Source organism: Cryptosporangium sp. NPDC048952, from assembly GCF_043197895.1.
GTDB lineage: Bacteria > Actinomycetota > Actinomycetes > Mycobacteriales > Cryptosporangiaceae > Cryptosporangium.
In genome coordinates this window covers 381,507-408,435 of the sequence record NZ_JBICTY010000009.1, presented here as the reverse complement: position 1 = coordinate 408,435, position 26,929 = coordinate 381,507, and the positions used below count along the sequence as shown (strand labels likewise).

Here is a 26,929-nt window from a genome sequence, read left to right as displayed (position 1 = left end):
CGGATCATCTCCCGGTAGGTCGGCGCTTGCGTGCACCGACCTATTCGGGCGCGCCAGGTCGCGCGCGAAGTGCGCGCCGGGCGCAAGGCGGTTGCATGAACCTGGAGCCCCCTGAGGGCGACGCTGCCGATCGGGCGGCAGGACGCCGCGTATAAGTGATACTCAAGTCCTGCCGCCCGCTCGGCAGCGTCGTTCTCAGGGGGCCGCCCTCAGTGCGCTGCCCAGCTGTCGCGTACGTTGCGGGAGGCTATTTCGCGGAGGACGCGGTCGGCGGCTTCGGCGCTGACCTCGCCGTCGCTGCGCAGGCCCAGCACGGCCGCCTGCTCGGCGTCGCGAAGCTTGCCGGCGACCTTGGAGGCGTCCATCATTCGCTGTTGGATCTCCTCCGAGAGATCCTCGCGCAGGTCCGGCACGATCCGGGCGTACCGGCGCCGGATCAGGTCCACCACGCCGTCGTCCACCCGCCCGTCGGCGTGCAGTTCCTCCAGCCGGGCCATCGCCGCACCCGCCCGGGCCCGGCCGAACTCGCCCTGTTCCTCGTCCGACGACCGGACGCCCAGCGCCCGCACCAGCCACGGCAGCGTCAGCCCCTGACCGATCAGCGTCACGACGACCACCGCGATCGCGGCGAACAGCACGACGCCCCGCCCGGGGAAGTCCATCGGCAGCGCCAGCGCGGTCGCGAGCGTCACGACACCCCGCATCCCGGCCCACGACACGACGACCGACTCCCGCCAGCCGTGGCCCTCCGTCGACTTCCGCAGCCGACGCCCCGCCACCCACCCCAGCGGCAGCACGAACAGCGCTCTCGTCGCGATCGCCGCGGCACACACCGCGGCGGCGACCCCGGCGCCGTACGTCGGCACCACCGGATCGAGCACGACCTTGACCAGCTCGTAGCCCACCAGCCCGAACGCGAACCCGCCGATCATCCAGTCGAGCACCCGCCACACCGTGCCACCGGCCAGGAACCCGGCACCGGTGTACGCATCGCTGCCGCCCTGGCCCAGCATCAGCCCGGCCACCACCACCGCCAGCACACCGGACCCGTGCAGCTCCTCGATCCCCAGGTAGGCCGCGTACGGCAGCAGCAGCGACAGGCCGACCTCGGCGCGGGGATCGGACAGCCGGCTGATCAACTTGCGGCCGGCCCACCCGACCGCGATCCCGACCAGTGGCGCGACCAGCACCGACACGGCCAGCGTTCCGGCGGCGTCGGGAATCGAGAACGAGTCGGTCAGCGTGGCCGACACCGCGGTCGTGTAGATGACCAGCGCCAACGCGTCGTTGATCAGCCCTTCGCCCTCCAGCACCGAGACCAGCCGCTTCGGCAGCCCGAGCCGACCGGCCAGCGACGTGGCCGCGACCGGGTCCGGCGGCGAGACGACAGCGCCGAGCGCGACCGCGGCACCCAGCGTCAGGCTGGGGTCCACCCACTGGGCGACGAACGCCACGACCGCTGTCGTCACCGCGACCAGGCCCACCGCGAGCGCGAGCAGCACTCTCCAGTTGCGGGTGAAATCGCGCCGGGAGCTGCGCTGGGCGGCCGCGAACAGCAGCGGCGGGAGGAACAGCGGCAGCACCAGATCGGGCTGGATCAACTCCCGCGGCGCGTCGGGGACGAACGCCAGGACGGCACCCATGAGCGTCAGCGCGACGGGGGCGGGGATCCCGAACCGGTCGGCGAAGGGACTGAGGAGAACGACGCCGAGCAGGAGGACCAGGACGACGACCAGAGCATTCACACGCACGTCCTACCCAATGAACGTCGGTCGGCACGCAGGGCGGAGGATTGCACCGGGCCGAACCGGGGCAGGACAGGATCACGGCCCTGGCCGGGTGCCACTGGATCGATTTTGAGGAGGCACGATGCAGGTGTGGGCCGGCACCAGTTACCCGCTGGGTGCGACCTACGACGGCGTCGGCACGAATTTCGCGCTGTTCTCCGAAGCCGCGACAAAAGTCGAGATCTGTTTGTTCGACGACAGCGGCGCCGAGGAGCGGTACGCCCTTCCCGAAGTGGATGGCTTCGTCTGGCACGGGTACCTGGCCGGGGTGCAGCCGGGTCAGCGGTACGGCTTCCGGGTGCACGGGCCGCACGACCCGCAATCCGGGGTGCGCTGCAACCCGAACAAGCTGTTGCTCGATCCGTACGCCAAGGCGATCGACGGTGACGTCGACTGGGACGACTCGCTGTTCGGGTACAAGTTCGACGCTCCGCACGAGCGGTCGGACGGCGACTCCGCGAAGCACCTGCCGAAGTGCGTCGTGGCGAACCCGTACTTCGACTGGGCCGACGACCGGTCCCCGCGGCACCAGTACCACGAAACGGTCATCTACGAGACCCACGTCCGTGGCCTGACGATGAAGCACCCGGGTGTCCCGAAGGCGCTCCGCGGCACGTACGCCGGCATCGGCCACGCCTCTGTCGTCGAGCACCTCTCGAAGCTGGGCGTCACCGCGCTCGAACTCATGCCCGTGCACCACTTCGTGCACGACCACTACCTGGTCGAGAAGGGCCTCCGGAACTACTGGGGCTACAACACGATCGGGTTCCTGGCGCCGTACTCCGGCTACAGCAGCACCGGATCCCGCGGGCAGCAGGTGCAGGAGTTCCGGGCGATGGTCAAGGCGCTGCACAACGCCGACATCGAAGTGATCCTGGACGTCGTCTACAACCACACCGCCGAGGGAAACCACCTCGGACCGACGCTCGGCTTCCGCGGTATCGACAACCGCACGTACTACCGGCTGGTCGACGACCAGCCCGAGTACTACATGGACTACACCGGTACCGGAAACAGTCTCAACGTCCGGCAACCCCATTCACTGCAGCTGATCATGGACTCGCTGCGGTACTGGGTCACCGAGATGCACGTCGACGGGTTCCGGTTCGACCTCGCCGCGACGCTGGCTCGCGAGTTCTACGACGTCGACCGCCTCTCGACGTTCTTCGAAGTCATCCAGCAGGACCCGATCGTCAGCCAGGTGAAGCTGATCGCCGAGCCGTGGGACGTCGGCCCCGGTGGTTACCAGGTCGGCAACTTCCCGCCGCTGTGGACGGAGTGGAACGGCCGCTACCGGGACACCGTCCGCGACTTCTGGCGCGGCGAGCCCGGCACGCTCGGCGAGTTCGCGTCGCGGATCTCCGGCTCGGCCGACCTCTACCAGCACGACGGGCGCCGACCGGTGGCCAGCATCAACTTCGTCACCTGCCACGACGGCTTCACGCTGAACGACCTCGTCTCGTACAACGAGAAGCACAACGAGGCCAACGGCGAGAACAACAACGACGGCGAGAGCCACAACCGGTCCTGGAACTGCGGCGTCGAGGGCCCGACCGACGAGACCGAGGTGCTGGAGTTGCGCGCCCGGCAGCGGCGCAACTTCCTCGCCACGATGCTGCTCTCGCAGGGCGTGCCGATGATCGGGCACGGCGACGAACTCGGCCGCAGCCAGCAGGGCAACAACAACGCGTACTGCCAGGACAGCGACATCTCCTGGGTCGACTGGCGCAATTCCGACGACGAGCTGATCGGCTTCGTCCGGCGGGTCTCCCAGCTGCGGGCCGAACACCCGGTGTTCCGCCGCCGCCGGTTCTTCGACGGTCGTCCGGTGCGCCGCAGCGCGGGCACCGCGCTCAGCGACGTCGAGTGGTTCACCCCGGACGGTCGAGAGATGACCGAGGACGACTGGGAGAGCGACTTCGGCCGCGCGATCATGCTGTACCTCAACGGTGACGGCATCCGCGAGCTCGGCCCGCAGGGTGACCAGATCACCGACGACTCGTTCATCCTGGCCTTCAACGCCCACTACGAGCCGATCGACTTCACGATGCCGCCGAGTGAATACGCCGCCAAGTGGAGCGTCGCCATCGACACTGCGAATTCGACCGGAGCAGGGGCCAGAATCGCCGAGGCGGGCAGCCGGATACCGGTCGAGGCGCGCTCGCTCCTCGTTCTGCAAAGGGACGTCTAGATGAAGATTGTCCGGGGCACGTACCGCGTGCAGGTACAGCCGGAGTTCGGCCTGCGCGCCGCCGCCGGCCTCGCCGACTACCTGAAGGACCTGGGCGTCACCCAGCTGTACTCGGCGCCACTGCTGCAGTCGACGCCGGGCTCGCAGCACGGGTACGACGTCGTCGACCACTCGCACGTCAACACCGAGCTGGGTGGGAGAGAAGCGCTCGCCGAGCTGAAGGACGCGCTGCAGGCGCAGGGGCTCGGGCTCGTCGTCGACATCGTGCCGAACCACGCCGGCGTGGCGGTGCCGAAGGCGAACCCGGCCTGGTGGGACTTGCTGACGAACGGGCGCGACTCCGAGTACGCCCGGTGGTTCGACGTCGACTGGGACCGCGGGCCGATCCTGATCCCGGTGCTGGGCTCGGAGTCCGCCGTCTCCGAGCTCACCGTCGAAGACGGTGAGCTGCGGTACTACGACCACGCCTACCCTCTTGCCCCCGGCACGGACCACGGCTCCCCGCAGGAGATCCACGACCGGCAGCACTACCGGCTGGTCGACTGGCGTCGAGGTGACAGCGAGATCACCTACCGGCGGTTCTTCGCGATCGCCGACCTGGCCGGGCTGCGCGTCGAGGACCCGACCGTGTTCAACGCGACGCACGGCGAGATCCTCCGCTGGTACGCCGAGGGCGGCCTGGACGGTATCCGCGTCGACCACCCGGACGGCCTGCGCGACCCGGGTGGGTACCTCCAGCGGCTGCGGATCGGCGCACCCGACGCGTGGCTGGTCGTCGAGAAGATCGCGGAGCCCGACGAGGAGCTGCCGGAGTGGCCGATCGACGGTCTGACCGGGTACGACGCACTCGGTGAGGTCGGCGCGCTGTTCGTCGACCCGAGCAGCGAGGACGCGTTCACCGCGCTGGACACCGAGCTGGCCGGCGTCGCCACCGACTACCCGGGGCTCCTGTACACCTCCAAGAAGGACGTCGCGACCGGCATGCTGCGTGCCGAGCTGCGGCGCCTGGCGCGGATGGCGTCGGGTGTCCCGGCGTCGGAGCCGGTCGTGCCGGAGGTCTCAGAATACGCAGAGGCGCTTTCCGAAGTTCTGGCGGCGTTCCCGGTGTACCGGTCGTACCTGCCGTTCGGCCTCGACCACCTGGCGTCGGCGCTGGTCACCGCCCGCGAGAAGCGTCCCGACCTGGCACCGGCGCTGGACGCGCTGGAGCCCCGCCTGACCGACCCCGACGACGAGTTGGCGATCCGTTTCCAGCAGACCTCGGGCGCGGTGATGGCCAAGGGCGCCGAGGACACCGCGTTCTACCGCTGGACGCGGTTCGTGGCGCTGAACGAGGTCGGCGGTGACCCGATGCACTTCGGCGGGTCGGTGTCCGCGTTCCACTCCGCCCAGGCGACCCGGCAGGCGGACTGGCCGCGCGGCATGACGACGCTCTCGACCCACGACACCAAGCGGTCGGAGGACGTGCGGGCCCGGATGGCCGTGCTGTCCGAGCTCCCCGACGAGTGGTCCGCGGCCGTCCGTCGCTGGCGGGACACCGCGCCGGTGCCGGACGGAGCGATCGCGCACCTGCTGTACCAGACGGTGGCGGCGACGTACCCGATCAGCGCGGAACGGCTGAAGGCCGCGATGCAGAAGTCCGCGCGCGAGGCCCGCACTGTCACTTCGTGGAACGACGTGAACGAGGAGTTCGAGGCGGCGCTGGAGGCGGCGATCGACACCGCGCTCACCGACTCGGACGTCACCGCGTTCGCGGAGCGGATCACGCCGTACGGCTGGGTGAACGCGCTCGGGCAGAAGCTGGTGCAGCTCACGATGCCCGGTATCCCCGACACGTACCAGGGCACCGAGCTCTGGGACAACTCGCTGGTCGACCCCGACAACCGCCGGCCCGTCGACTTCGACGCCCGGCGGAAGCTGCTGGCGCGCCTCGACGACGGCTGGCTTCCGCCGGTCGACGCCGAGGGCGCGGCCAAGCTGCTCGTGACGTCACGTGCGCTGCGGCTGCGCCGGGACCGGCCGGAGCTGTTCGAGTCGTACACACCGATCGCGGTGACGGGGTCGGCGGCGGAGCACGCTGTCGCGTTTGACCGGGGTGGCGTCGTCACGGTGGTGACCCGGCTGCCGATCGGCCTGGAGCAGCGCGGCGGCTGGGGCGACACGGTGCTGGAGCTGCCCGACGGCGACTGGAAGGACGAGCTGACCGGCGCGGAGTACTCCGCGGGTGCCGACGGGCCCGTCGGTTTGATCGACGTGTTGTCGCGGTATCCGGTAGCGCTTCTGATTCGCCTGTAGACCTGCGGCGGGGCCGTGGCAGGGCGTTGCCACGGCCCCCGGGCTGCAGACCGGTCACCACCGGAGCGTCGATTCAGATGGTGACAGTCCATAGTGTAAGCACATTGGCACGTGTCCACAACTGCGGAAGGACTCTGTCGTGACGACGTTCGAGCTGTGGGCCCCTGAGCCGTCGCGGGTGCGCATCCGCACCGGGGAAACCGTCTCCGACATGGCCCGGTCCGACGACGGCTGGTGGCGCGCCGACGTGTCGGACGCCGGTCCCGGCACCGACTACGGCTACCTGCTCGATGACGACTCGTCGCCGCTTCCGGACCCGCGGGCGGCCTGGCTCCCGAACGGCGTTCACTCGGCGAGCCGCGTGTACGACCACGACGCGTTCGCCTGGACCGACCAGCAGTGGACCGGGCGGCAGCTGGCCGGGAGCGTGCTCTACGAGCTCCACGTCGGCACGTTCACTTCCAACGGCACGTTCGACGCGGCGATCGAGCGGCTCGACCACCTGGTGGAGCTCGGCGTCGACATCGTGGAGCTGTTGCCGGTGAACGGCTTCAACGGCGCCTACAACTGGGGATACGACGGCGTCGCCTGGTACGCGGTGCACGAGCAGTACGGCGGCCCCGACGGCCTGAAGCGCTTCGTCGACGCCTGCCACGGCAAGGGCCTCGGCGTCGCGCTGGACGTCGTCTACAACCACCTCGGGCCATCCGGGAACTACCTGCCGCGCTTCGGCCCGTATCTCAAGGCGGGCTCCAATGCCTGGGGTGACCTGGTCAACCTCGACGGACCGCAGTCCAACGAGGTGCGTCGCTTCATCCTCGACAACATCCTCGGCTGGCTCCGCGACTTCCACGTCGACGCCCTGCGCCTGGACGCAGTGCACGCGCTGGCCGACACCCGGGCGTCGCACCTGCTGGAGGAGGCCACCCGCGAGGTCGACGTGCTGTCCACGCACGTCGGTCGTCCGCTGTCGCTGATCGCCGAGTCCGACCTCAACGACCCGAAGCTGATGGCCCCGCTCGAGGCCGGCGGGTACGGGCTCACCGCGGCCTGGGACGACGACGTCCACCACGCGCTGCACTCGGCGCTGACCGGCGACCGCAGCGGCTACTACGGCGACTTCGGCACGCTCTCGACGCTCGCGACAGTGCTCACCGAGGCGTACTTCCACGCGGGCACGTACTCGACGTTCCGCAAGCGGATCCACGGCCGTCGGGTCGACCGGCGCAACACGCCAGGCCACCGCTTCGTCGTCAGCCTGCAGAACCACGACCAGATCGGGAACCGGGCCACCGGCGACCGGCTGTCCGCGACGCTCTCCCCCGGCCTGCTGACGATCGGCGCGGCGCTGATGCTGACGTCACCGTTCACGCCGATGCTGTTCATGGGCGAGGAGTGGGGCGCCGGCACACCCTGGCAGTTCTTCACCAGCCACCCGGAGCCGGAGCTGGCCCTGGCGGTCGAGAAGGGGCGCAAGGCCGAGTTCGCCGAGCACGGCTGGGGCGAGTCGGAGGTGCCGAACCCGCAGGACCCGGCGACGTTCGAGCGCTCGAAGCTCGACTGGACCGAGCTGGACAAGGCGCCGCACGCCGACCTGCTCGACGTCTACCGCCGGCTGATCGCACTGCGCCGCCAGGTCTCCGACCTCACCGACCCGCGCCTGGACCGGGTGAGCGTCGACTACGACGAGGACGCGCGCTGGCTGGTCGTCCGTCGCGGCGACCACGTGGTGGCCGCGAACTTCGGTGCGGAGCCCCGCGAGGTGCCGATCCAGGTCGCCGAGGTGCTCTTCGGTGACGAGTGGACCGGCACCGTCCCGGCCGAGTCGGTGGTTGTAGTGCGCGTAGCGCACTAAATCCAAAAACGGCGGTGGAGCCCGCTCAGGGCGACGCTGGCAGTCGCGCGCGAGGCCGCCGCGTATGTGGTGATACTCAAGGCCTCGCGCGCGGCTGTCAGCGTTGTTCTGAGCGGGCCGCTCGGATGCCGTCCCACAGTTTGCGGGCGGCGGCGCGGCTCTCCTCGGTGGGCTCGAGCATGTGCCCGATGTCGTCGGGGTGCTCGGCGGGGGCGTTGCCGACGTGTTCGGCCAGCGCCACCGCCAGCTCCCGCAACCGCACGTTGTAGCGCTGGCTGGCCTTGTCGAGCACCTGGAACGCCTGGGGCGCGGAGAGGCCCGCGGTCGCCATCACCGCGCCCTTGCACTGCTCGATGACGCGCCGGTACTGCACCATCTTCGCCATCTGGTCGGCGCGCATCGACTCCTTCTGGCAGAACACGACAGTCGCCAGCGAGTGCGAGACCATCGGCTCGATCCGGTCGAGCACGGCGACGGTCTTCTCCGTCGGGCCGCGGTCGAGGTAGATCGTGAACAGGGACGGGCCGCCCTCGCCCCAGGAACCGGGCGTGGCCACGGCGCCGAGCGTGCCGGGCAACCCCACCAGGAACGTGGTGTCCAACGCCTGGCTCAGCGAGGGGTAGTCGGGGTCCGCACGCAGGTTCTGACTCAGCACGGTCCGCTCGGTCTCGCGGGCAGTCACGATCGGCCCGTCACCCAGCTCCCACTGCAGCCGGTCGAGTTCGGGAGCGAGACCGATCGACGCGAAGGACTCGGCTTTGCTGTCGCGAATCATGGTCACGCCGGCGCCGAGGGCACCCGCTACCTCGTCGACGGCGTACGCGAGCAGGCGTTCGATCAGTTCCTTGCCTGAGGTGTTCTCGTCGTCGTCCACGTTTTTTTGATTCCCTCCAGATCAGGGGTCAACCGTTCGTGGGAACTTCGCCACCACGCTCTCCCCACCAGCGTGCCAGCTGACCAGCGCGGCTCACCGCCCGGAGCCGCCGTTCGGTCGCCCGCCGATCGGCGGTGGTCGTCACGACGAGGAACTGGTCACCGACCCGGAACCGGGTGTGCTCGTCCGGCACCGAGCTCTTCCCGTCGCGGACGAGCAGCGTCACGACCGCTCCGTCCGGCAGGCGCAGGTCGGTCACCCAGACGCCGGCCAGCCGGGATTGCGGCGGAATCATGACGGCCAGCAGGTCGGCGCGGAGCTCGTCCAGCGGCGCTGCCTCGACCACGATGTCCCGCGCCTCGTCCGGTGCAGCGACGCCGAGGCGGCGGGCCATCCACGGCAGCGTCGGCGCTTGGACCACGGTGAACACCAGTACCAGCAGGAACACCACGTCGAACATCCGGGCGCGCCCGGCGAGCGGCGCGACGGCCGGGATCGTCGCCAGCACGATCGGCACCGCACCGCGCAGGCCCGCCCAGGACAGGAACGCCTGTTCACGCCACGGCAGCCGGAACGGCGTCGCCGAGAGCACGACCGACAGCGGCCGACCGACCAGGAGCAACGCGGCGCCGACGACGAGCGCGGGCACCAGGGCGTCGCCCAGGCGTTCCGGGCTCGCCAACAGACCGAGCAGCACGAACATCCCGATCTGGGCCACCCACGCGATGGCCTCGGCGAAGCCGAGGGTGGCGTTGCGGTGCGGCAGCGACGCGTTGCCGAGCACCAGGCCGGCGACGTAGACCGCGAGGAAACCGCTCGCGTGCAGCTGGCCGGCGGCGCCGAACGCGAGCAGCGGGATCGCGATCGCACTGATCGGGTAGAGGCCCGAGGCGGGCAGCGCGACCCGGTTGAGCAGCCACTGGCCGACGAATCCGACGACCAGTCCGAACGCGGCCCCGGCGATCAGCTCGTAGAGGACCAGGCCGCCGACGCTCCACAGCGACGCCTCGCCCCACGCGGCCGAGGCGACGACGCTGACCAGGATGACCGTCGGCGGGTCGTTGAAGCCGGATTCTGCCTCCAGCGTGGCGCTCAGGCGCCTGCGCAGCGGCAGCCGGCGCAGGACCGAGAACACCGCCGCCGCATCGGTCGAGGACACGACCGCGCCGATCAGGATGGCCATCCGCCAGTCCAGGCCGAGCAGCACGTGCGCGCAGGCCGCGACGGCCCCGACGCTGACCAGCACGCCGACCGTCGACAGGACGGCGGCCAGCCCGATGACGGGCCGGATGTCCTGCCATCGGGTGGTCAGACCTCCTTCTGCCAGGATGACCGCGAGTGCCGCGAAGCCGACGAGCTGCGCGACCTCCGCGTCGTCGAACCGGATACCGAGACCGGCTTCGCCCAGACCGAGGCCGACCAGGAGGAAGGCCAGCAGTCCGGGCATGCCGACTCGGGACGCGACTCTGACGGCGACGACCGCGGCCAGCAGTACCGCGGCCCCACCGAGGAGGAAGAGATTGAGCGCGTGCATGCACGTGGCAGAATATGCGCAGTGGTTTCGCGACCTTCGCGGTACGTCGCGGTGACGCGCTGCCGTTACGGAGTTTTGTCTTCTCTGTTCCTGTTCTCGAAACTAGCCTGAGATCATGGGTGCGCGGGGGCGAGACAGCCGGGTGAAGCTTTTCGCGATTGTCCTGTGTGGACTACTGACGGGAGTCGTGATAGCGGCCGCGGCGTTCCCGGTCGTCGCCGTGACGGGGTTGACCGCCAAGTCGGCTTCGGACGAGTTCGAGAACCTGCCCAGCGAGCTGGCCACCCCGCCGCTCCCGCAGACTTCCTACCTGCTGGCCGCCGACGGCTCGCCGATCACGTCGTTCTACTCGGAGAACCGCATCCCGGTGCCGATCGTCGACGTCCCGCAGGTGATGCAGGACGCGATGGTGGCCGCCGAGGACGCGCGGTTCTACCACCACAACGGCGTCGACGCGCAGGGCATCATCCGCGCGTTCGTCCGTAACCAGCAGGCAGGCGACATCCAGCAGGGCGCCTCGACGCTCACCCAGCAGTACGTGCGCAACGTGCTCTCGTACGCGGCGAACACCGTTGCCGAACGGAAACTGGCCACCGAGGAGACCGTCGGCCGGAAGGTCCGCGAGGCCCGGTACGCGATCGCGGTGGAGAAGCAGTTCACGAAGTCTCAGATCCTCGAGCGCTACCTGAACATCGCGTTCTACGGAAACGGCGGTTACGGCATCGGCTCGGCGTCGCTGCGGTACTTCTCCAAGCCGCCGAAGGACCTCACGCTCGCCGAGGCCGCGATGCTCGCGGGCATGGTCCGCAGCCCGTCGACGTACGACCCGATCGGCGGGGACGCCGCGGCCGCGAAGACCCGTCGCGACTACGTGCTGACCCGGATGGCCGATCTCGGCTACATCACGCGGGCGCAAGCGGGAAAGGCCGCCGCGACCAAGCTGACGTTGAAGCCACGGAAGCCCCAGGGGTCCTGCGTCAACGGCAACCCGCTGTACGGCTTCTACTGCGACTGGTTCCTCGACTGGTGGAAGTCCAACCCGGCGTTCGGGCGCAACCGCACCGAGCGGGAGTCGAACCTGAAGACCGGTGGCTACAAGATCGTCACCGCGCTCGACCCGGCCACGCAGCGCGCGGCGCAGAAGTCCGTCGACGACGAGGTCAGCCGCGGGAGCAACTTCGCGACCGGCATCGTCATCGTCGAGCCCGGCACCGGGCGGGTGAAGGCGATGGCGATCAACCGCACCTACAGCCTCACCAAGAACCCGCGCGGCAAATCGGCGCCCAACACCGTGAATCCGCTGCTCACCGGCACCAACGTCTCTCCCGGCTACCAGGCCGGATCGACGTTCAAGCTGTTCACGATGGCCGCGGCGATCGAGAAGGGCCTGCCCCTGGGCACCAAGATCAACTCGCCCAGCCGCATCAAGACGCAATTCCGCAACACCAGCGGCCCGGTCGCCTGTGACGGTGACGCCTGGTGCCCGAAGAATGCCAGCGGGCGGATGGCCGGTACGCACACCATGTGGTCGGGCTTCGGGGAATCGGTGAACACCTATTTCGTGCAGCTCGAGGAACGCGTCGGCGTCAAGAACGCGGTGAACATGGCCGAGCGGCTCGGCGTCACGTTCCGGTCGAGCGCGGACTACGAGCAGCGCAACGCCGTGCAGACGAACCCGAAGGCGTGGGGCTCGTTCACGCTCGGAACCGCGCTGGTCACGCCGCTGGACATGGCCACCGCGTACGCGACGATCGCGGCCCGCGGCAAACGCTGCGACCCGACGCCGCTCAAGTCGCTGGCCGACCGCAACGAACGGCAGATCGCGTTCGGCAATCCCACGTGCAAGCAGGTGATCGCCCCCGATGTGGCGGACGCGGTGGCCGACGCCGCGCGCTGCCCGGTCGGCGACCCCGCGGCCAGTGGGTGCTCGCGGCGCAACGGTGTCACCGCCAGTCGGGTGGGTGGGTCGTTCGTCCGGCAGATCGCCGGCAAGACCGGTACGACCGACGAGAACAAGGCGGCGTGGTTCGTCGGGTTCACGCCGAACCTGGCGGCCGCGGTGTTCTACTCCGATCCCGACAACCCGTCGAAGCGCCCGGTGCCGAACTACCGGGTCCCGGCGTCGGTGTTCATCAAGACGATGCAGACCGCGCTGTCCACGGTGGCGCCGAAGAGTTTCGTCGCGCCGACCGCGCTGCGGAAGTGGGGGCCGGACGGCTCACCACCGACGCTCAAGAGCGACCCGAGTGTCGGTGGTGGCCCCGAGGATCCCGACCGCGAGCGCGAGCGCGACCGCCGTCGTGATCGCGACCGCGACGGCCAGTCGCCGAGCCCGCGTCCGGACGATGACGACGAGGACGACGATGGCGGCGGGCGGGGCAACAGCCCGCAACCGCGAGGAGACTGACGGTCGGGGCCGGCCGGCCCCGACCCGCTACGGCCGCAGCTCCGTCCGTAGTTCGTGGGCGCCGTCTGCCCGCGTCCCCTCGTAGTAGATACGAGAGCCGACGCCGGGCAGCGGCACCACCGAGACGTAACGCAGCCCGCCGGGTGCGAACGGAGACCGCGTCGGCGGGCGCGGATCAGCGGTGAACGGCGTGAACAGGCCGTCGTCACCGAGCCGGCCGTGCGCCACGCCGGTGACCTCTTCCCAGTTCTGTTCGGCGGTCGCACGCCCGTCGTAGAAGGCGGTCGCCGTGTCACCGTCCAGTTGCACGGAGGAGAACCGGACACCCCGGGCGTCCCACTCCCCCGGCCGCCCGGCGAGCGCGGTGCCGTGCCAGCTCCACTCCACACCGTCCGGACTGGTGGCGTACTCGGTCGTCATCCGGTCGGCGTGCTCGTCGGACTCCAACGGGTGGACCGAGGCCCACAGGTGCCAGCGCCCGGCGGCGCGCACGACCACCGGGTCTTTGACGCCGACCGTCTCGTCGCCGGGCAGCACGGTGCGGGGCGCGGCCAGCGGGAGCTTCTCCGGGATGTCGGCTTCGAGCAGCACGACGCGCCAGTGCTTGGAGTGTGGCGTCGCCACGCTGACGTACAGGCGCCACCGCCCGTCCGGAGCGCGCAGCAGCGCCGGGCGCTCCAGCGAATCCCCGTCGAACTCCTCGCGACGCACCTCGGCGACCGGTTCGAAGTTGACGCCGTCATCGGACCGCGCGATGACGTTCGCGTAACCGCGACCTTCGCCGATCGGCAGCCGGAGCCGGTAGGCCAGGTAGAACGTGTCGTCGACCAGGACCGCACTGGGCGCACCGGCCCAGGATCCCGTGGTCAGGTCCGGCGGTTCGACGACGACCGTCGCTCCGTCCCACACCGGCAGGGGCTCACTCACTGTTGGTTCCTCCAGTCCTCGAACGACTCCCCGGTGACCTTCTCGAGCAACTCGATGTCCTCCGTGAACCACGGCAGGATCGCCGCTCGCTCCTCCGCGGTGAGCCGTGGGCGCCGTCCTTTCTGGCGGTGCAAGGCCGTGAGGAGGGGGCCGCGGGCGGCGAGGCGCAGGGGTATCGGGAAGTGGTGACCGAACGTGCCGCCGATACGCAGTGCGTTGCGGAAAACGGCGTTGACCCGCGTGTCCGGCACGTACGGTGTGATGTTCTCGGACGGGACGGTGCTGAGCACTCCGGTGCGCACGCCGAGGAACGCGCAGACGCGGTCCAGCGCCGCGACCGGTGTGTCGCGCAGGTCCCGGTAACGCATGACCAGGACTTGGTCCCGGTCGAACAGTGTGTACAGGTGCTGCAGCTGCTCGCCGTAGCGCCCCTGACCGAGGTAGTGCCAGAAGTGGGCCCAGCCGGCGGCTCTTCGCGCCGGTTCGGCTTCGCAGGCCGCGACGAAATTCCGCTCGGACTCCAGGCCCGCGGCCCAGAGGTGGTACCAGTTCGAGTGCGCGCGATCGACCGGGTTGCGCACCACGACGACGAGCTTCGCCTCCGGGATCGTGCGCTTGATGCGGGCCTGAGCGTCGCGGTCGTAAAGGTAGAACGGGGTGGCCTCACCGGTGAGCGCGCCGGGCGGCGCCGGCGCGAACAGGGCCTCGTAGTCCGCCCGCCTCCAGACGTGCTCCTGGTAGGTCTGCGCGTCGCCCGGGCCGCCCTGCGCGGGCGGGGGCCCGTCGGAGAGGAAGAACTTCGGCTCCTTCACCGCCGACAGGTACAGGTCGGGGTGGTGGACGAGGGCCGCGTGCAGGGCGGTCGTGCCCGCCTTCGGCACGCCGATGACGAGGAAGTCGGGCAGCGTCATACACCTAAGATCACATAGATCCCACCGAGTGGATAGGGATCACTCGCGGATCAGGCGGCGGAGATCTTCACGACCACGTTGTCGGCGGTGATCGACTGGACGGAGACGTTGAAGCCTTCGGACTGGGCGTCCTGACCGACCGGAATTGTCAGCTGCTGGCCTTCGATGTCCAGCGTCGCCTGGCTGTTCTGGACGTCGACGAGCTTGGCGTCGATACCGAGCACCGAGACGCTGGCGTCGACACCCCGGTCGAACGTGATAGTGCACGAGTTGAGGTTGCAGTCCGTGTTGGAGCCTTCGCCGCCACAGCCGGAGAGCAGGGCCAGCCCGAGCGCGGCAGCGGCGACGAGGCCGCCGATTCGAGGTGCTTTTACGCTGGTCACGAACTCAGTGTAGGAAACCGGCGCCACCCGGTAACCGGGCGCAGAGGGCAACCAAAGGGCCTCGACGCGGAAGACGGGGGGCAACCGCGTCGAGGCCCGGTTCAGGGTGGCGCTAACTGAGCACCGGGTGGTTGCTGCGAATGACACCGAGTGGGTCACGGCGCCGCTTGACGTTCCGCAGCCGGGCGAGTACGTGCGGCGGGAACGCCGCGACCGGGCTCTCCTCCGAGCCGAGGAACGTGAAGAAGATTCGTCCGCTGGCGTGCGGCGCGAACGCCTCGGCCATCAGCGCCTGGTGGGCCTCGATGTGCTCGGCCATCCCCGGCCCCATCGGCATGCCGATGGCGGTCAGCGCGAACTTCTCCTCGAGGTGCCCCACCGCTCCACCGCCGGCGGCCGGGCGCGACAGCGCTCCGCCCAGGTGACGCAGCTGCACCGACGTGAGCGGCGACCCGCTGTGCGGACCGGCGACGCCGAGCAGCGTGTCGGCGGCGTCGTCGTTCAGCTCGGGTAACAGCGCCGCGTACTCCATCGCCGGCACCGGGTCCAGCGGCTCGGCCGCGACCGAGCCGAGGTCGGCGACCTGCAGCGTGCCGACGGTGTCTAGCAGCGTCCCCGGCACGGCCAGCAGGCGGGCCAGCAGCTCCCGGCCGCCGACCAGTCCACCGAGGTACGTGGCGTCGACAGCGACCATCGCCCGGCCGCGGAGGAACTCCGGCAGCTCGGGGATCGCCGGGAAGCGCAGCAGCGTGTACCAGAGGCTCAGCTCCTCGGGCGCCATCGCGACGGTCTCCCGGTAGGCCTCGAGCACCTCGGCGGCGCGCTCGGCCGGCCAGAGCAACCGGCCGCCGTAGAGCAGCGGTGCGGGGTGGAGGTCGAACTCGAGCTCGGTCACGAGCGCGAAGTCACCGCCGCCACCACGCAGGGCCCAGAACAGCTCGGGGTCGCTCGCGGCGTCCACCCGGTAGCGGTCGCCGAACGCGTCGACCACCTCTGCCGACCGGATCGCGTTCGCCGCGAAGCCGTACTTGCGGCCGAACCACGAGAGCCCACCGCCCAGCGTGAACCCGACGACGCTCGGTCCGGTGGAGCTGCCGGCCAGGCCGGTCAGCCCGTGCGCGCCGGCGCGGGTGAGCACGTCGGCCCACCCGGCGCCGGCGGCGACCCGGGCCTTCCTCGTGACCGGGTCGACGTCGACGCCGCGCAGGGCGCCGGTACGCAGCAGGATCGTGTCGCGCAGCGCGGTGGTGGCACCGTGGCCGACCGGCTGGGCCGCGACCGTCAGCCCGTTCCGGTTCGCGTACCGCACGGTGGCGGCGACGTCGTCGGCGTCCTCGGCGATGACGACCGCGCGGACCTCCTGCTTCACCTGGAGGTTCCAGGGTCGGCGGGCCACCTCCCAGCCGGAGTCGCCCGGCGAGAGAACCTGCCCGCGCACCGCGCGGGCCAGGTCCGTGCCGACCGCGTTGGTGGTCATCATCGTCGTGCCCCCACTGCCTGTTCCGTAACTCGACAACCGAAACAGTGGCGGAGAGGGCTTGGTAGCGACTTGATCCTCACTTGGGAAGCCACTTGGGCGCTCGAACGAGGTTTCCCTAGTCGGATCCAAGTCGCGCCCTAGGGGGTCCCGGAAGGCTCATCAGCATGACCGGTCCCCTGTCCTCCGACGACATGACCGCCGCGGACATGGTGGTGTTCCGCCTCTCGCCTCCGGCCGCTCCGGAGCCGGCGATCGATCTGCTGCGCCGGTGCGCGCTCGAGGTTCCCGCGGACGCGTGCTTCTACGTTCTCGTCGACGTCGCCGCGGAGGATCCGCACCGCGCGCTCGCGGCCGCGGCGGTGACGGGGAACCGGTTGACCGGGCTCGCGGTGGAGCCGGGGCTCCGTCGGCAGGGGTTGGCCACGCGTCTGCTGGGCGACGTCCGCCGGACGGTGCACGCCCGGGGCGAGGTCCTTGAGCTCTGTACTAACGCCGACGCCCAGCTGACGAAGATGCTGCGCAGACTCGGCTTCACGGTGGATACCGAGGCTCTGAACAGCAATTACGCTCACGGCACGGTGGGGTTACCGGTGCATTGGTCCTCCCGCGACACCTGACGGGGGGAATGATGCTCGATTTCCGGTTGCTCGGACCGCTCGTCGTTCTCGACGGACAGGGCAACCCGATCGACATCGGCCCGCGCAAGGAGCGCGCGATCCTGGCGATGTTGCTGGTCAGTCCCGGTGAGGTGTTACCGCTCGACCGGTTGATCGACCAGTTGTGGGCGGACGAGCCGCCGTCCAGTGCCACCGGGACGTTGCAGGCGTACATCTCGCAGTTACGGCGTGCGCTGGAGCCCGACCGGGCGCCGCGTACGCCACCGAAGACGCTGCTCACCCGGGAGCCGGGGTATCTGCTCGACGTCGACCCGCTGCAGGTCGACCTCTTCCGCTTCACCCGTGATGTCGACGCCGGGCGCAAGGCGTTGCAGGGCGGGGATCCCGCCGCGGCGGATGAGCATTTCCGGGCGTCGGTGGCGCACTGGCGTGGTTCGGCGCTGCAGGATTTCTCCGATCTCGCGTTCGCGCAGCCGACGATCACGCGGATGCACGAGGAGCACCTGATCGCGCACGAGCTGCAGATCGAGGCGTGGCTCGCGCTCGGGCGGCACACCGAGGCCGTGTTGAAGTTGGAGCAGATCGTCGAGCGGCACCGGTTCCGGGAGCGGTTCTGGGCTCTGCTCGCTCTCGGCCTGTACCGCAGCGGACGCCAGGCCGACGCCCTGGCCGCCATCCAACGCGTCCGCACCCTCCTGGCCGACGAGTTAGGCCTGGACCCGGGCCCAGAACTCCGCGACCTGGAATCCGCCCTGCTCCGCCAAGCCCCCTCCCTGGATCTCCCCTCTCCCCCTGCCACGACCACACTCACCGCCCCACGCCCTGCGGACGCGACGGCGCCTGGGGCGGCAGCCGCGAGCGCGGGCGCCGCTGGCACGGCCGCGGGCGCCGCTGGCGGGGGCGGGATGCCGCTGGCGGTCGTTCCGCCGTCGCCGCACGGTGTGGCGGCGGCGGTCGTGGAGCGGCCGCGGCCGGCGCTCTCGGGCGCGGGGGCGCAGCCGTTGATTGCCCGGGACTTCCAGCTGGGGTGGATCACCAGCCGACTGCACGAGTTGCCGCGTGGACGCGGCGGCGTCGTGCTGCTCACCGGCGAGGCCGGCATCGGCAAGACGCGCCTCGCCCGAGCCGCCACCGAGGTCGCGACCGGCCTCGGGTTCCCGGTCGCCTGGGGACGCTGCGTCGAGAGCAGCGCCTCCCCCGCCTTCTGGCCGTGGCTCCAGGTGCTCGAAGCCTCCGCCGCCCGCCCCGACTCCTCCGCCGCAGCCGCCCTCGACCTCCTGGCCGGCCGACCCGACACCGCCCGCGCCGGCCGGGCCGACCAGAGCGACTCCGGCGCCGGGCTCGGGCCCGACGCCGATCCGGACGCGGCGCGGTTCCAGTTGCACGCTGGTGTCACCAGCGCACTGCTGGCCGGGGACGCACCGCAGCTCCTCGTCATCGAGGATCTGCACTGGGCCGACGCCTCGTCGCTCGAACTGCTCGCCTTCGTCGCGGGCGAACTGCACCGCTCGCCGACCCTCATCCTGGTGACCCTCCGCCACGAACCGGGCGAACACGCCGCCACCCTCCACCACACCCTCGGCGACGTCGCCCGCCAGCCCGGCGTCGAACGCGTCAGCGTGCACCCCTTCACCACCGACGACGTCGCGGAGTTCCTTCGGGCCCACCAGGTCGAGGCCCAACCGGACCTCGTGCGAACTCTCCACGACCGCACCGGCGGCAACCCCTTCTACCTGGGCGAACTACTCCGCCTACTGAACAGCGAACACCCCTCCGCCCTGCGCGCGGGCTCCCCCGCCCAGCCCGGCAGCCCCCAGCCCGGCAGCGCCCAGCCCGGCAGTGCCCAGGGCACAGCGGCCCAATCGGCGGCAGCGCAGGCCGCGGTGCCCGCGGGGGTGCGGGAGGTCATCGACCGGCGGGTGGCCCGGCTTCCGCAGGACACCCAGGCCCTCCTCCGCGCCGCCGCGGTCGGCGGCCGCGACATCGAGGTCGAGGTCCTCGAAAGCGTGCTCGAGCTCGACACCGAACGCGTCCTCATGCTGCTCGAACCCGCGATCGCCAGCGGCCTGGTCGAGGAGCTCCCCGACGGCTGGGACCACCGCTTCTCCCACGCCCTCGTCCGCGACGCGCTCTACGTCGGACTGAGTCGTTTGCAACGGGCACGGCTGCACCGCCGGGTCGGAGAAGCGCTGGAAGCGCGGAACACCGACCGCCCCGCCGAGCTCGCACACCACTTCGGGCTGGCAGCGCGGGTCGGCGCCAGCGCGAAGGCCGTCGAGTACGCGGTGAAGGCCGCGCAGCAGGCCGCGAGCCAGCGCGCGCACCCCGAGGCCGTGGAGTTCTGGGAACTCGCGCTCGCCGCGAACACCGGCCCGCGCCGCCGTGACCTGCTGATCGAACTGGGCAAGGCCCGCCGCGCGTGCAGCGACACCGAGGGCGCCCGGGAGGCGCTCGACGAGGCCGTGCAGCTCTCCCTCGCCGACGGCGACGAGGAGACGCTGGTCGAAGCCGTCACGGTGTTCGGCGGCGTCACGGCCTGGAACTGGCGCCCGTACAACGTCGTCGACGAGCGGATGGTGCAGATCCTGCGCGACCGCGTCGACGCCCCGGGCCTCACCGACGCCCAGCGCGCCGCGATGCTGGGCACGCTCGGCGTCGAGCTCTACTACGGACCGCACCGCGCCGAAGGCGAGCAGTACGCGGCGCGGGCTGTCGAACTGGCCCGGCCACTCGGCGACCCCGCGCTGCTCGGCCAGACGCTGAACAACTACTACATCGCGGCCTGGGTGCCCGAACGCGAGGCCGAACGCACCCGCGCAACCACCGAGGCGATCGCGCTACCCGGCCTGCCCCGGCCGCACGAGCTCGTGGCCCGCATCCACCGCATGGGCAACCTGCTGCGCGCCGGTGAACTCCCGGCGTTCGACGCCGACCTCGCCCGCGCCCGCGAGCTGGTCGGGGAGGTCAACCGGCCGGAGCTCGACGGCATCCTCCGGTTCGCCGAGGCCACCCGCGTCATGCTGCACGGACGCTACGAGGAAGCGGAACGGCTGAGCGCGGAGGCACTCGACTTCCACCACCGCACGAGCCTGTGGGGCGGCGAGTTCCCCTACCTGGTGCAGCTGTTCACCAGCCGCCGGGCGCAGGGCCGTCCGGACGAGGCGCTGGAGAAACTGCTGGAGTACGCCGGCAAGCCGGTCTTCGAGGTGCTGCGGCCGGCCACGATCCTGGCCGCGGTCGAGGCCGGCGACGAGGGGTACGCGCGGCGGCTGATCGGGCGCTGGGGCACCACGATCAAGAACAACTGGGCGTCGGACTTCCTGCTCGTGCAGTGGGCGCTGATCGGTGCCCAGCTCGGGACGCCGGACCCGGAGGCTGTGCTCGCCGACCTGATGCCGTACGCCGACTGGCTGGCCACGCAGGGCACGGCTGGCACCTGCTGGGGGTCCACCCACCACCACATCGCCGCGGTGCTCGCCGCGCTCGGCCGGATCGACGAGGCACGCAGCCACGCGGGCAAGGCGCTATCGGTGCACCGGAGTCTGGGTTTCCCCGTCCTCGCCCAGCGGACCGAGATCCTGCTCGACCAGCTCTGACCGCATCGGTGTCCAGCGGTCGGGTTCGGCCGGGTCACCCTGGCCGACCCGGACCGCCTCGAGCTGCGCCGCGAACGCCAGGCCCAAAAACAGTGCCACCGACGTCAGGTTCGCCCAGAGCAGCAGCGCGATCACCGCGGTCAGCGGCCCGTACGTGTCGGGAAAAGCACCGCTGCCCTGGACGTAGAGCGCGAGACCGAGCGTCGCCACCAGCCACAGCACCGTCGAGACCCCGGCGCCGAAAACCAGCCACGAGACCCCCGGCTGCCGCCGGCGCGGTGACTGCTCGAACAGCAGCGCGATCGACACCACGGTGAGCACCAGCCCGATCGGCCACCGGACGACGTCCCAGGTGGTGTCGGCCCACTCCGGCCAGCCGTACTCGCTGACCACCGCGTCACCGAACGGCTCCCCGGCGATGAGGATCAGGAAGCCGCCGAACGCGGGCAGCCCGGCGATGAACGACAGCACGACCGCGCGGGTGTATTTCTTCAACGCCGGCCGGTCCCGCTCGACGCCGTACATCCGATTCGAACCGCGCTCGATCTGCGCCATCGCGGTGGCCAGCGCGACCATCCCCGTGATCAGACCACTGACCAGGGCGAACTCGCCGGCGTCCTCGGCTTCCTCGCCGCCGCGCAGGGTCTGCTCGACCAGCGCGTCGCTGCTGCGGGGGGTGAGCTCCAGCACCGTGTCGGCGACGATCTTGCCGCCCTCCTCCGCGCCGAGGTCGGCGGCCAGGCCGGTGAGCGCGATGAGGAACGGCACCACGGCCAGGCACAGCTGGAACGCCAGCGCCCGGGAGTGGCTGAAGCCGTCGCCGTACCGGAACCGGACGAACGCGTCGCGCAACAGGTGCCAGCGCCCGTACTTGCGTAGCGTCGCCCAGGCGTCGTCGGCCGACAGCTGGTCGTCACCCATCAGCCTGGTTTCCGGAACCCGGTTGGTGCTGCTCACGTTCCCATCTTCCCGGATGTGAACGAGCCCCCGTCGGGTGACGTAGGTCCTGGTGTGACGACTTACGCGACGGCTCGGCGCGGCGGGCCGAGCGGGCAGCGCCTACACTCTGTCGACGTGACCTCCTCCACCCACGCGCGCCCGCTCGCGGCGCCGGAGAGGGGCGGCGAACCCCTCCGGTCCGCCGCCGTCGAGGTGACGGGGTTGGTCAAGCGCTACGGCCCGACGCTGGCCGTCGACGAACTGAGCTTCGTCGTTCCGCGCGGGTCGGTCTTCGCGGTGCTCGGGCCGAACGGCGCGGGCAAGACCAGCACGATCGAGACCTGCGAGGGCTTCCGCCGGGCTGACGGCGGAACCGTGCGGGTGCTCGGGCTCGACCCGGTGCGGGACGCGACCGAGCTGCGTCCCCGGGTCGGCGTGATGCTGCAGGCCGGCGGCGGCGCGTACCCCGGCGCCCGGGTCGGCGAGATGCTCCGGCTCACCGCGTCGTACTGCCGGAACCCGATCGATCCGGCGTTGCTGCTCGAGCTGCTCGGGTTGAGCGGCTCCGCGCGGAAGTCCGTCAAGCGGCTCTCCGGTGGCCAGCAGCAGCGCCTGTCGCTCGCGATGGCCGTCGTCGGGCGTCCGGAACTGGTTTTCCTGGACGAGCCCACAGCGGGCCTGGACCCGCAGGCGCGCCATGCGGTGTGGGACATCGTGGAGGCGCTGCGCGCCGACGGTGTGACGGTCGTGCTCACCACGCACCACATGGACGAGGCGGAGCGCCTCGCCGACGAGGTGCTGATCGTCGACGCGGGCAAGAAAGTGGCACACGGTACGCCGGCTGCGCTGACGCGTGGTGAGCAGCCCACCCTGCGTTTCCGCACCGACTCTCCCCTCGACGCCGAGGCGCTGCTGGCGCTGACCGCGACGTTGCCGGCCGGGTGCGTGGCAGCGAGCGCGGGCGACGGCGGCTACCAGGTCACGGGCCCACCGGCGGCGATCGGGCCGCAGCTGCTGGCCGCGGTGACCGCGTGGTGCGCCGACCGCGGGGTGATGCCGAGCGACCTGCAGGTGGGGCGCCGCACGCTGGAGGACGTCTTCCTCGACCTGACCGGCCGGGAGTTGCGATGACGCTCGCACCGGGCCTGTTCACGCCCGACCCCGGTCCCGCACCGTGGCACCAGTTGCTGCTGTCGCAGACGTGGATCGAACTGAAGCTGACGCTGCGGCACGGTGAGCAGCTGCTGCTCAACCTCGTCATCCCGGTGCTGTTGACCGTCGCACTGGTGACCCAGCCGTTCCTCGACCTGGAGACGACGTCCGGCCTGAGCAAGGTCGATTTCCTGGTGCCGGGCATCCTCGCGCTCGCGGTGATGTCCGCGGCCTTCACCGGGCTGGCGATCGCGACCGGGTTCGAGCGCCGGTACGGGGTGCTCAAGCGGCTCGGGGCGACGCCCCTGCCGCGGTGGGGTCTGCTGGGCGGCAAGACGCTGGCCGTCGCCGTGCTGGAGATCATCCAGATCGCGGTGATCAGCGGGGTCGGGGTCGCGCTCGGGTGGCGTCCGCACGGTAATCCACTGTCGGTGTTCGTGCTGGTGGCGTGCGGTACGGCCGCGTTCGCCGGGCTCGGGCTGCTGATGGCCGGAACGCTGCGCGCCGAGGCGACGCTCGCCGCAGCGAACCTCGTGTGGTTCCTGTTGCTGTTCGCCGGGGGCATCGTGTTCCCGCTGTCGTCGCTGCCCAGTGGCGTCGCGGACGTTCTCGGGTTCCTGCCGAGCGCGGCGCTCGCCGACGGGCTGCGGGCGGTGCTCGGTGAGGGCGGCGGCCTGCCCGTCGGGGACGTGCTGACGCTGCTCGTCTGGGCCGCGGTGTCGCTGGGTGCGGCGGCGCGCTACTTCCGCTGGGAATGACCCTGCGGCTCAGCGCCCGCGAAGGTGCTCCACCGCGGCTGCCAGCCGGGTGATGCCTTCGCTGATCTTCCCGGGAGGCTGGACGGCGAAGTTGAGCCGGATGTGGCTCAGGCCGTCGTCGGGGTTCCGGTAGAAGCGCTCGCCGGACGCGAGGTCGACGCCCCGGTCACGGGCCGCGACGAGCAGTTCGTCGGCGCGCGTGCCGGGTGGCAGCGTGACCCACGTGAACAGGCCACCGGCCGGGACGGTGAAGCGCGCGTCGGGCAGGTGCGTCTCGAGCGCCTGCTTCAGGACGTCGCGGCGCTCGCGGTACAGGCGGGTCGTGCGCCGCAGGTTGGCCTGGTAGCGCCCGACCGTGACGAACCGGTCGAGGGCGCGCTGCAGGAGCAGGGACGTGCCCAGGTCGGTGACCTGTTTCGCCTCGACGAGCCGCCCCCTGATCGCCCCTTCCGCGACCAGGTAGCCGATGCGCAGTCCTGGCATCAGCAGCTTGGAGAACGTGCCCGCGTAGAGCACGCGGCCGCCGTCGTCCAGGGACTTGATCGCCGGGGTCGCGCGGCCGGAGTAGCGCAGGTCGCCGGCGAAGTCGTCCTCGAACACCGGCACGTCGTGGGTGCGGGCGAGGTCCAGCAGCGCGCGGCGCCGCGCGGCGCTGAGCGTCGCACCGGTGGGGTTCTGGAAGTTGGGGGTGACGTAGAGCAGTTTGCTTCCCGGGAGGACCTCCGCGAGTTGCTCGACCCGCATGCCGTGGTCGTCGACGGGGACGCCGACCAGGTTCGCGCCGACCGATGTGAGCAGGCGCAACGCGAGGTCGTAGGTGGGTTCCTCGACGACGACGGTGTCGCCGGGGCGCACCAGCACCTGGCAGACGAGTGCGAGCGCCTGCTGGGAACCGGACGTGATCAGCACGGACTCCGGCGGGACGCCGATGCCCTGGCTGGCGAGCAGCTGCGTGACGGTTCGGCGCAGGGACGGGTCGCCGGCGGGGTGCGGGGCGTAACTCAGCGCCGCCGCTCCTTCCCGCGCCAGCACCTGACGCAGCGTGCGCCCGAACTCCACCACCGGATAAGCAGCCGGATCACCCACCCCCGTGAACGCGATCAATCCGGGCCCGCCCGGCCGCCCGGCCCACGCATCGACCCATGCCTCGGCCGCGGGCGCGGGCGCCGCCGCAGCCACCGGCCGCGGGTTCGGACGCGCGGCGACGGTCGGGAGTACCGGGGCTACGCGGGTGCCGCTGCCCACGGCCGCGACGACCAGGCCGCTGCCCTCCAGCTCGGCGAACGCGGTGGTCACCGTCACGCGGCTGACGCCGAGGTCGGCGGCCAGCCCTCGGGTGGACGGCAACCGACTCCCCAGCGGCAACGCGCCACTCCGGATCGCGTCGGCGAACCACCGCTCCAACTGCCGATACAGCGGCACACCACTCGCCGGCTCCAACGGGATACGCACCCAGTGGTCCTATCAGATTGGGCCCGGAGTGGCCGTGGTGACCGGTCCACTCACCCCCTAGCGTCGACGACATGACAACCACCCGCACCCTCGGCCGCTCCGGCATCGAAGTCTCCGCACTCGGCCTGGGCTGCTGGGCCATCGGCGGCCCCTGGACGTTCCTCGGCTCCCCCGGCGGCTGGAGCACCGTGGACGACGACGAGTCGGTCCGGGCGCTGCGCCGCGCGCACGAACTGGGCGTCACGTTCTTCGACACAGCGGCGAACTACGGAGCCGGGCACAGCGAACGCGTCCTCGGCCGCGCCTTCGCGAAGAACCGGAAAGGCGTCGTCCTCGCCACGAAGTTCGGCTACCGCGTCGACGAGGCGCAGCGCGAGGTCTTCGAGTACAGCGCCTCCGACTACGACGACGCCGCACGCCTCGCCGCACGCGTCCGCAGCGAACTCACCGCGAGCCTGCGCCGCCTCGGCACCGACTACCTCGACGTCTACCAGTTGCACGTCGGCGACCTCTCCCCCGACCGGGCGCTGCACCTGGTCGACGTGATGGGCGACCTCGTCCGCGAGGGCACGATCCGCACCTGGGGCTGGAGCACCGACAACACCGACGGCATCCAGGCGCTCGCCACCGCGGACGGCTTCTCGGTGGCACAGCACGGCCTGAGCGTCCTGGGTTACGAGGACCCGGCGATGCTCACGCTGCTCGACAAGTTCGACCTCGCCGGCGTGAACCGCAGCCCCCTGGCGATGGGCGCGCTGACCGGCAAGTTCACCCCATCGACCACGTTCGCCGACGACGACCAGCGCCGCCGCGCGTCCTGGCACCCGGCGTTCGCGTCCGGCCACCCCACTAGGGAATGGCTGGAGAAGCTGGACGCGGTCCGCGACGTCCTCACCAGCAATGGCCGCACGCTCGCCCAGGGTGCGCTGGCCTGGATCTGGGGCCGGAGCCCGCGCACCGTGCCGATCCCCGGCTTCAAGAGCGTTGCCCAGGTCGAGGACAACTGCGGTGCGCTGGCCAAGGGCCCGCTGACCCCGCAGCAGATGGACGAGATCACAGCAATCGTCGCAGCAGGGAGTCCGCACCCCGGAACGTGACGAGCTTCTGCTCCGGTGCGTCGGCCTACAGGACCAGGTGCTCCAGGCGCACCTCGCCGATCACCTCGTTCCGCAGGAGCTTCGACCCCCTGGACAGCGGCACAACGTCCGGTTCCGCCCACCACCGGGCCGCCTCCGGGCTCACCGCGCGCACTGGCCACGAACCGCACGCGCACGCTGGTATTCGTCGGCGCCGACGACCACCTCGTGGACGCCGCTCCGATCGCGGAGCGCCTCGCCGAGGAGGGCGTCGACCACGAGGTCGTGATCTACCCGGACACCCCGCACGGCTACTTCTGCGACGAGTGGGACACGTGGCGACCGGCGCCGGCCGCCGACACCTGGGCGAAAGTGACTGCGCTGTTCGAGGTGTGACCGGTGAGGCCGGGGGTATGACCTCTGCCGTACATACGTGCGAAAGGAGTTTACCCGTGGCTGACACCACCGACGTCCAGCAGCAGCGCAGCCTGGAGAAGGACCCTGCCGACTGGGTGACCGGCGACGAGCCCGCCACCGGCGCGCAGGAGTCGTACGTGCACACGCTGGCCCGCCAGGCGGGCGAAGAGGTCCCCGACGACCTCACGAAGGCCGAAGCGTCGGAGAAGATCGACGAGCTCCGCGAGGAACTCGGCAAGTAGGGTCCTCCGGGGTGCGGGCAACCGCACCCCGGCCGG

At 70.9% G+C, this 26,929-nt stretch carries 20 protein-coding genes; 11 read left to right on the top strand and 9 right to left on the bottom strand.

Annotated elements, in window-relative coordinates:
* Nucleotides 1–209: 209 nt before the first annotated feature.
* The gene (locus ACGFY5_RS41565) at nt 210–1,745 is read right to left on the bottom strand and encodes a Na+/H+ antiporter (protein WP_392729946.1); all 1,536 of its coding nucleotides are present in this window, start codon (nt 1,743–1,745) and stop codon (nt 210–212) included.
* 124 nt (nt 1,746–1,869) lie between these two features.
* On the opposite strand from ACGFY5_RS41565, the gene glgX reads away from it, so the two are divergent.
* From glgX to treZ, 3 genes are all read left to right on the top strand, one after another.
* Nucleotides 1,870–3,978, top strand: coding sequence for a glycogen debranching protein GlgX (gene glgX / locus ACGFY5_RS41560; protein WP_392729944.1), 2,109 nt, complete (start codon nt 1,870–1,872; stop codon nt 3,976–3,978).
* Nucleotides 3,979–6,273, top strand: a complete 2,295-nt coding sequence (gene treY / locus ACGFY5_RS41555; protein ID WP_392729942.1) for a malto-oligosyltrehalose synthase — start codon at nt 3,979–3,981, stop codon at nt 6,271–6,273.
* A gap of 139 nt (nt 6,274–6,412) precedes the next feature.
* A complete protein-coding gene (gene treZ, locus ACGFY5_RS41550) occupies nt 6,413–8,128 on the top strand; it encodes a malto-oligosyltrehalose trehalohydrolase (RefSeq protein WP_392729941.1) in 1,716 nt (571 codons plus the stop codon).
* A gap of 97 nt (nt 8,129–8,225) precedes the next feature.
* On the opposite strand, the gene ACGFY5_RS41545 is transcribed toward treZ, so the two are convergent.
* A complete protein-coding gene (locus ACGFY5_RS41545) occupies nt 8,226–9,002 on the bottom strand; it encodes an ANTAR domain-containing protein (RefSeq protein ID WP_392729938.1) in 777 nt (258 codons plus the stop codon).
* Between the two features lie 28 nt (nt 9,003–9,030).
* Nucleotides 9,031–10,536 carry a potassium/proton antiporter gene (locus ACGFY5_RS41540; RefSeq protein WP_392729936.1) on the bottom strand — a complete coding sequence of 502 codons (1,506 nt, stop codon included), beginning with the start codon at nt 10,534–10,536 and terminating at the stop codon, nt 9,031–9,033.
* 187 nt (nt 10,537–10,723) lie between these two features.
* Between ACGFY5_RS41540 and ACGFY5_RS41535 the strand changes: the two genes are divergently transcribed.
* Nucleotides 10,724–12,943, top strand: a complete 2,220-nt coding sequence (locus ACGFY5_RS41535; protein WP_392729934.1) for a transglycosylase domain-containing protein — start codon at nt 10,724–10,726, stop codon at nt 12,941–12,943.
* 27 nt (nt 12,944–12,970) lie between these two features.
* Here ACGFY5_RS41535 and ACGFY5_RS41530 read toward each other — a convergent pair whose 3' ends face one another.
* The 4 genes from ACGFY5_RS41530 to ACGFY5_RS41515 all read right to left on the bottom strand — a co-directional run bounded on the left by ACGFY5_RS41530 (nt 12,971) and on the right by ACGFY5_RS41515 (nt 16,644).
* A complete protein-coding gene (locus tag ACGFY5_RS41530) occupies nt 12,971–13,870 on the bottom strand; it encodes a hypothetical protein (protein ID WP_392729932.1) in 900 nt (299 codons plus the stop codon).
* Nucleotides 13,867–14,781, bottom strand: coding sequence for a sulfotransferase family protein (locus tag ACGFY5_RS41525; RefSeq protein WP_392729929.1), 915 nt, complete (start codon nt 14,779–14,781; stop codon nt 13,867–13,869). Before ACGFY5_RS41525 ends, ACGFY5_RS41530 begins: the two co-directional genes overlap by 4 nt.
* A 50-nt stretch (nt 14,782–14,831) precedes the next feature.
* A complete protein-coding gene (locus ACGFY5_RS41520) occupies nt 14,832–15,164 on the bottom strand; it encodes a hypothetical protein (RefSeq protein WP_392729926.1) in 333 nt (110 codons plus the stop codon).
* A 112-nt stretch (nt 15,165–15,276) separates the two neighbouring features.
* Entirely contained in the window at nt 15,277–16,644 is a 1,368-nt protein-coding gene (locus tag ACGFY5_RS41515) for an FAD-binding oxidoreductase (RefSeq protein ID WP_392729923.1), read from the bottom strand.
* A 164-nt stretch (nt 16,645–16,808) separates the two neighbouring features.
* On the opposite strand from ACGFY5_RS41515, the gene ACGFY5_RS41510 reads away from it, so the two are divergent.
* Entirely contained in the window at nt 16,809–17,261 is a 453-nt protein-coding gene (locus ACGFY5_RS41510) for a GNAT family N-acetyltransferase (protein ID WP_392729921.1), read from the top strand.
* 11 nt (nt 17,262–17,272) lie between these two features.
* Nucleotides 17,273–20,857, top strand: coding sequence for a BTAD domain-containing putative transcriptional regulator (locus ACGFY5_RS41505; RefSeq protein ID WP_392729919.1), 3,585 nt, complete (start codon nt 17,273–17,275; stop codon nt 20,855–20,857).
* On the opposite strand, the gene ACGFY5_RS41500 is transcribed toward ACGFY5_RS41505, so the two are convergent.
* Nucleotides 20,786–21,814: a YihY/virulence factor BrkB family protein gene (locus ACGFY5_RS41500; RefSeq protein WP_392729916.1), complete on the bottom strand. Its 1,029-nt coding sequence runs from the start codon at nt 21,812–21,814 to the stop codon at nt 20,786–20,788. The two genes, ACGFY5_RS41505 and ACGFY5_RS41500, sit on opposite strands and share 72 nt — an antisense overlap.
* A 195-nt stretch (nt 21,815–22,009) precedes the next feature.
* On the opposite strand from ACGFY5_RS41500, the gene ACGFY5_RS41495 reads away from it, so the two are divergent.
* On the top strand, nt 22,010–22,927 hold the full coding sequence (locus ACGFY5_RS41495) for an ABC transporter ATP-binding protein (protein ID WP_392730064.1): 918 nt from the start codon (nt 22,010–22,012) through the stop codon (nt 22,925–22,927).
* Entirely contained in the window at nt 22,924–23,706 is a 783-nt protein-coding gene (locus ACGFY5_RS41490; protein WP_392729914.1) for an ABC transporter permease, read from the top strand. The genes ACGFY5_RS41495 and ACGFY5_RS41490 overlap by 4 nt, the downstream gene beginning before the upstream one ends.
* Before the next feature lie 9 nt (nt 23,707–23,715).
* On the opposite strand, the gene ACGFY5_RS41485 is transcribed toward ACGFY5_RS41490, so the two are convergent.
* Entirely contained in the window at nt 23,716–25,158 is a 1,443-nt protein-coding gene (locus ACGFY5_RS41485) for a PLP-dependent aminotransferase family protein (protein WP_392729911.1), read from the bottom strand.
* 71 nt (nt 25,159–25,229) lie between these two features.
* Here ACGFY5_RS41485 and ACGFY5_RS41480 point away from each other — a divergent pair, with 71 nt between their 5' ends.
* The 3 genes from ACGFY5_RS41480 (at nt 25,230) to ACGFY5_RS41470 (ending at nt 26,893) form a co-directional block, all read left to right on the top strand.
* A complete protein-coding gene (locus tag ACGFY5_RS41480; RefSeq protein WP_392729909.1) occupies nt 25,230–26,255 on the top strand; it encodes an aldo/keto reductase in 1,026 nt (341 codons plus the stop codon).
* Nucleotides 26,256–26,408: 153 nt separating this feature from the next.
* A complete protein-coding gene (locus ACGFY5_RS41475; RefSeq protein ID WP_392730061.1) occupies nt 26,409–26,630 on the top strand; it encodes a dienelactone hydrolase family protein in 222 nt (73 codons plus the stop codon).
* Nucleotides 26,631–26,686: 56 nt separating this feature from the next.
* The gene (locus ACGFY5_RS41470; RefSeq protein ID WP_392729907.1) at nt 26,687–26,893 is read left to right on the top strand and encodes a DUF3072 domain-containing protein; all 207 of its coding nucleotides are present in this window, start codon (nt 26,687–26,689) and stop codon (nt 26,891–26,893) included.
* Nucleotides 26,894–26,929 lie beyond the last annotated feature (36 nt).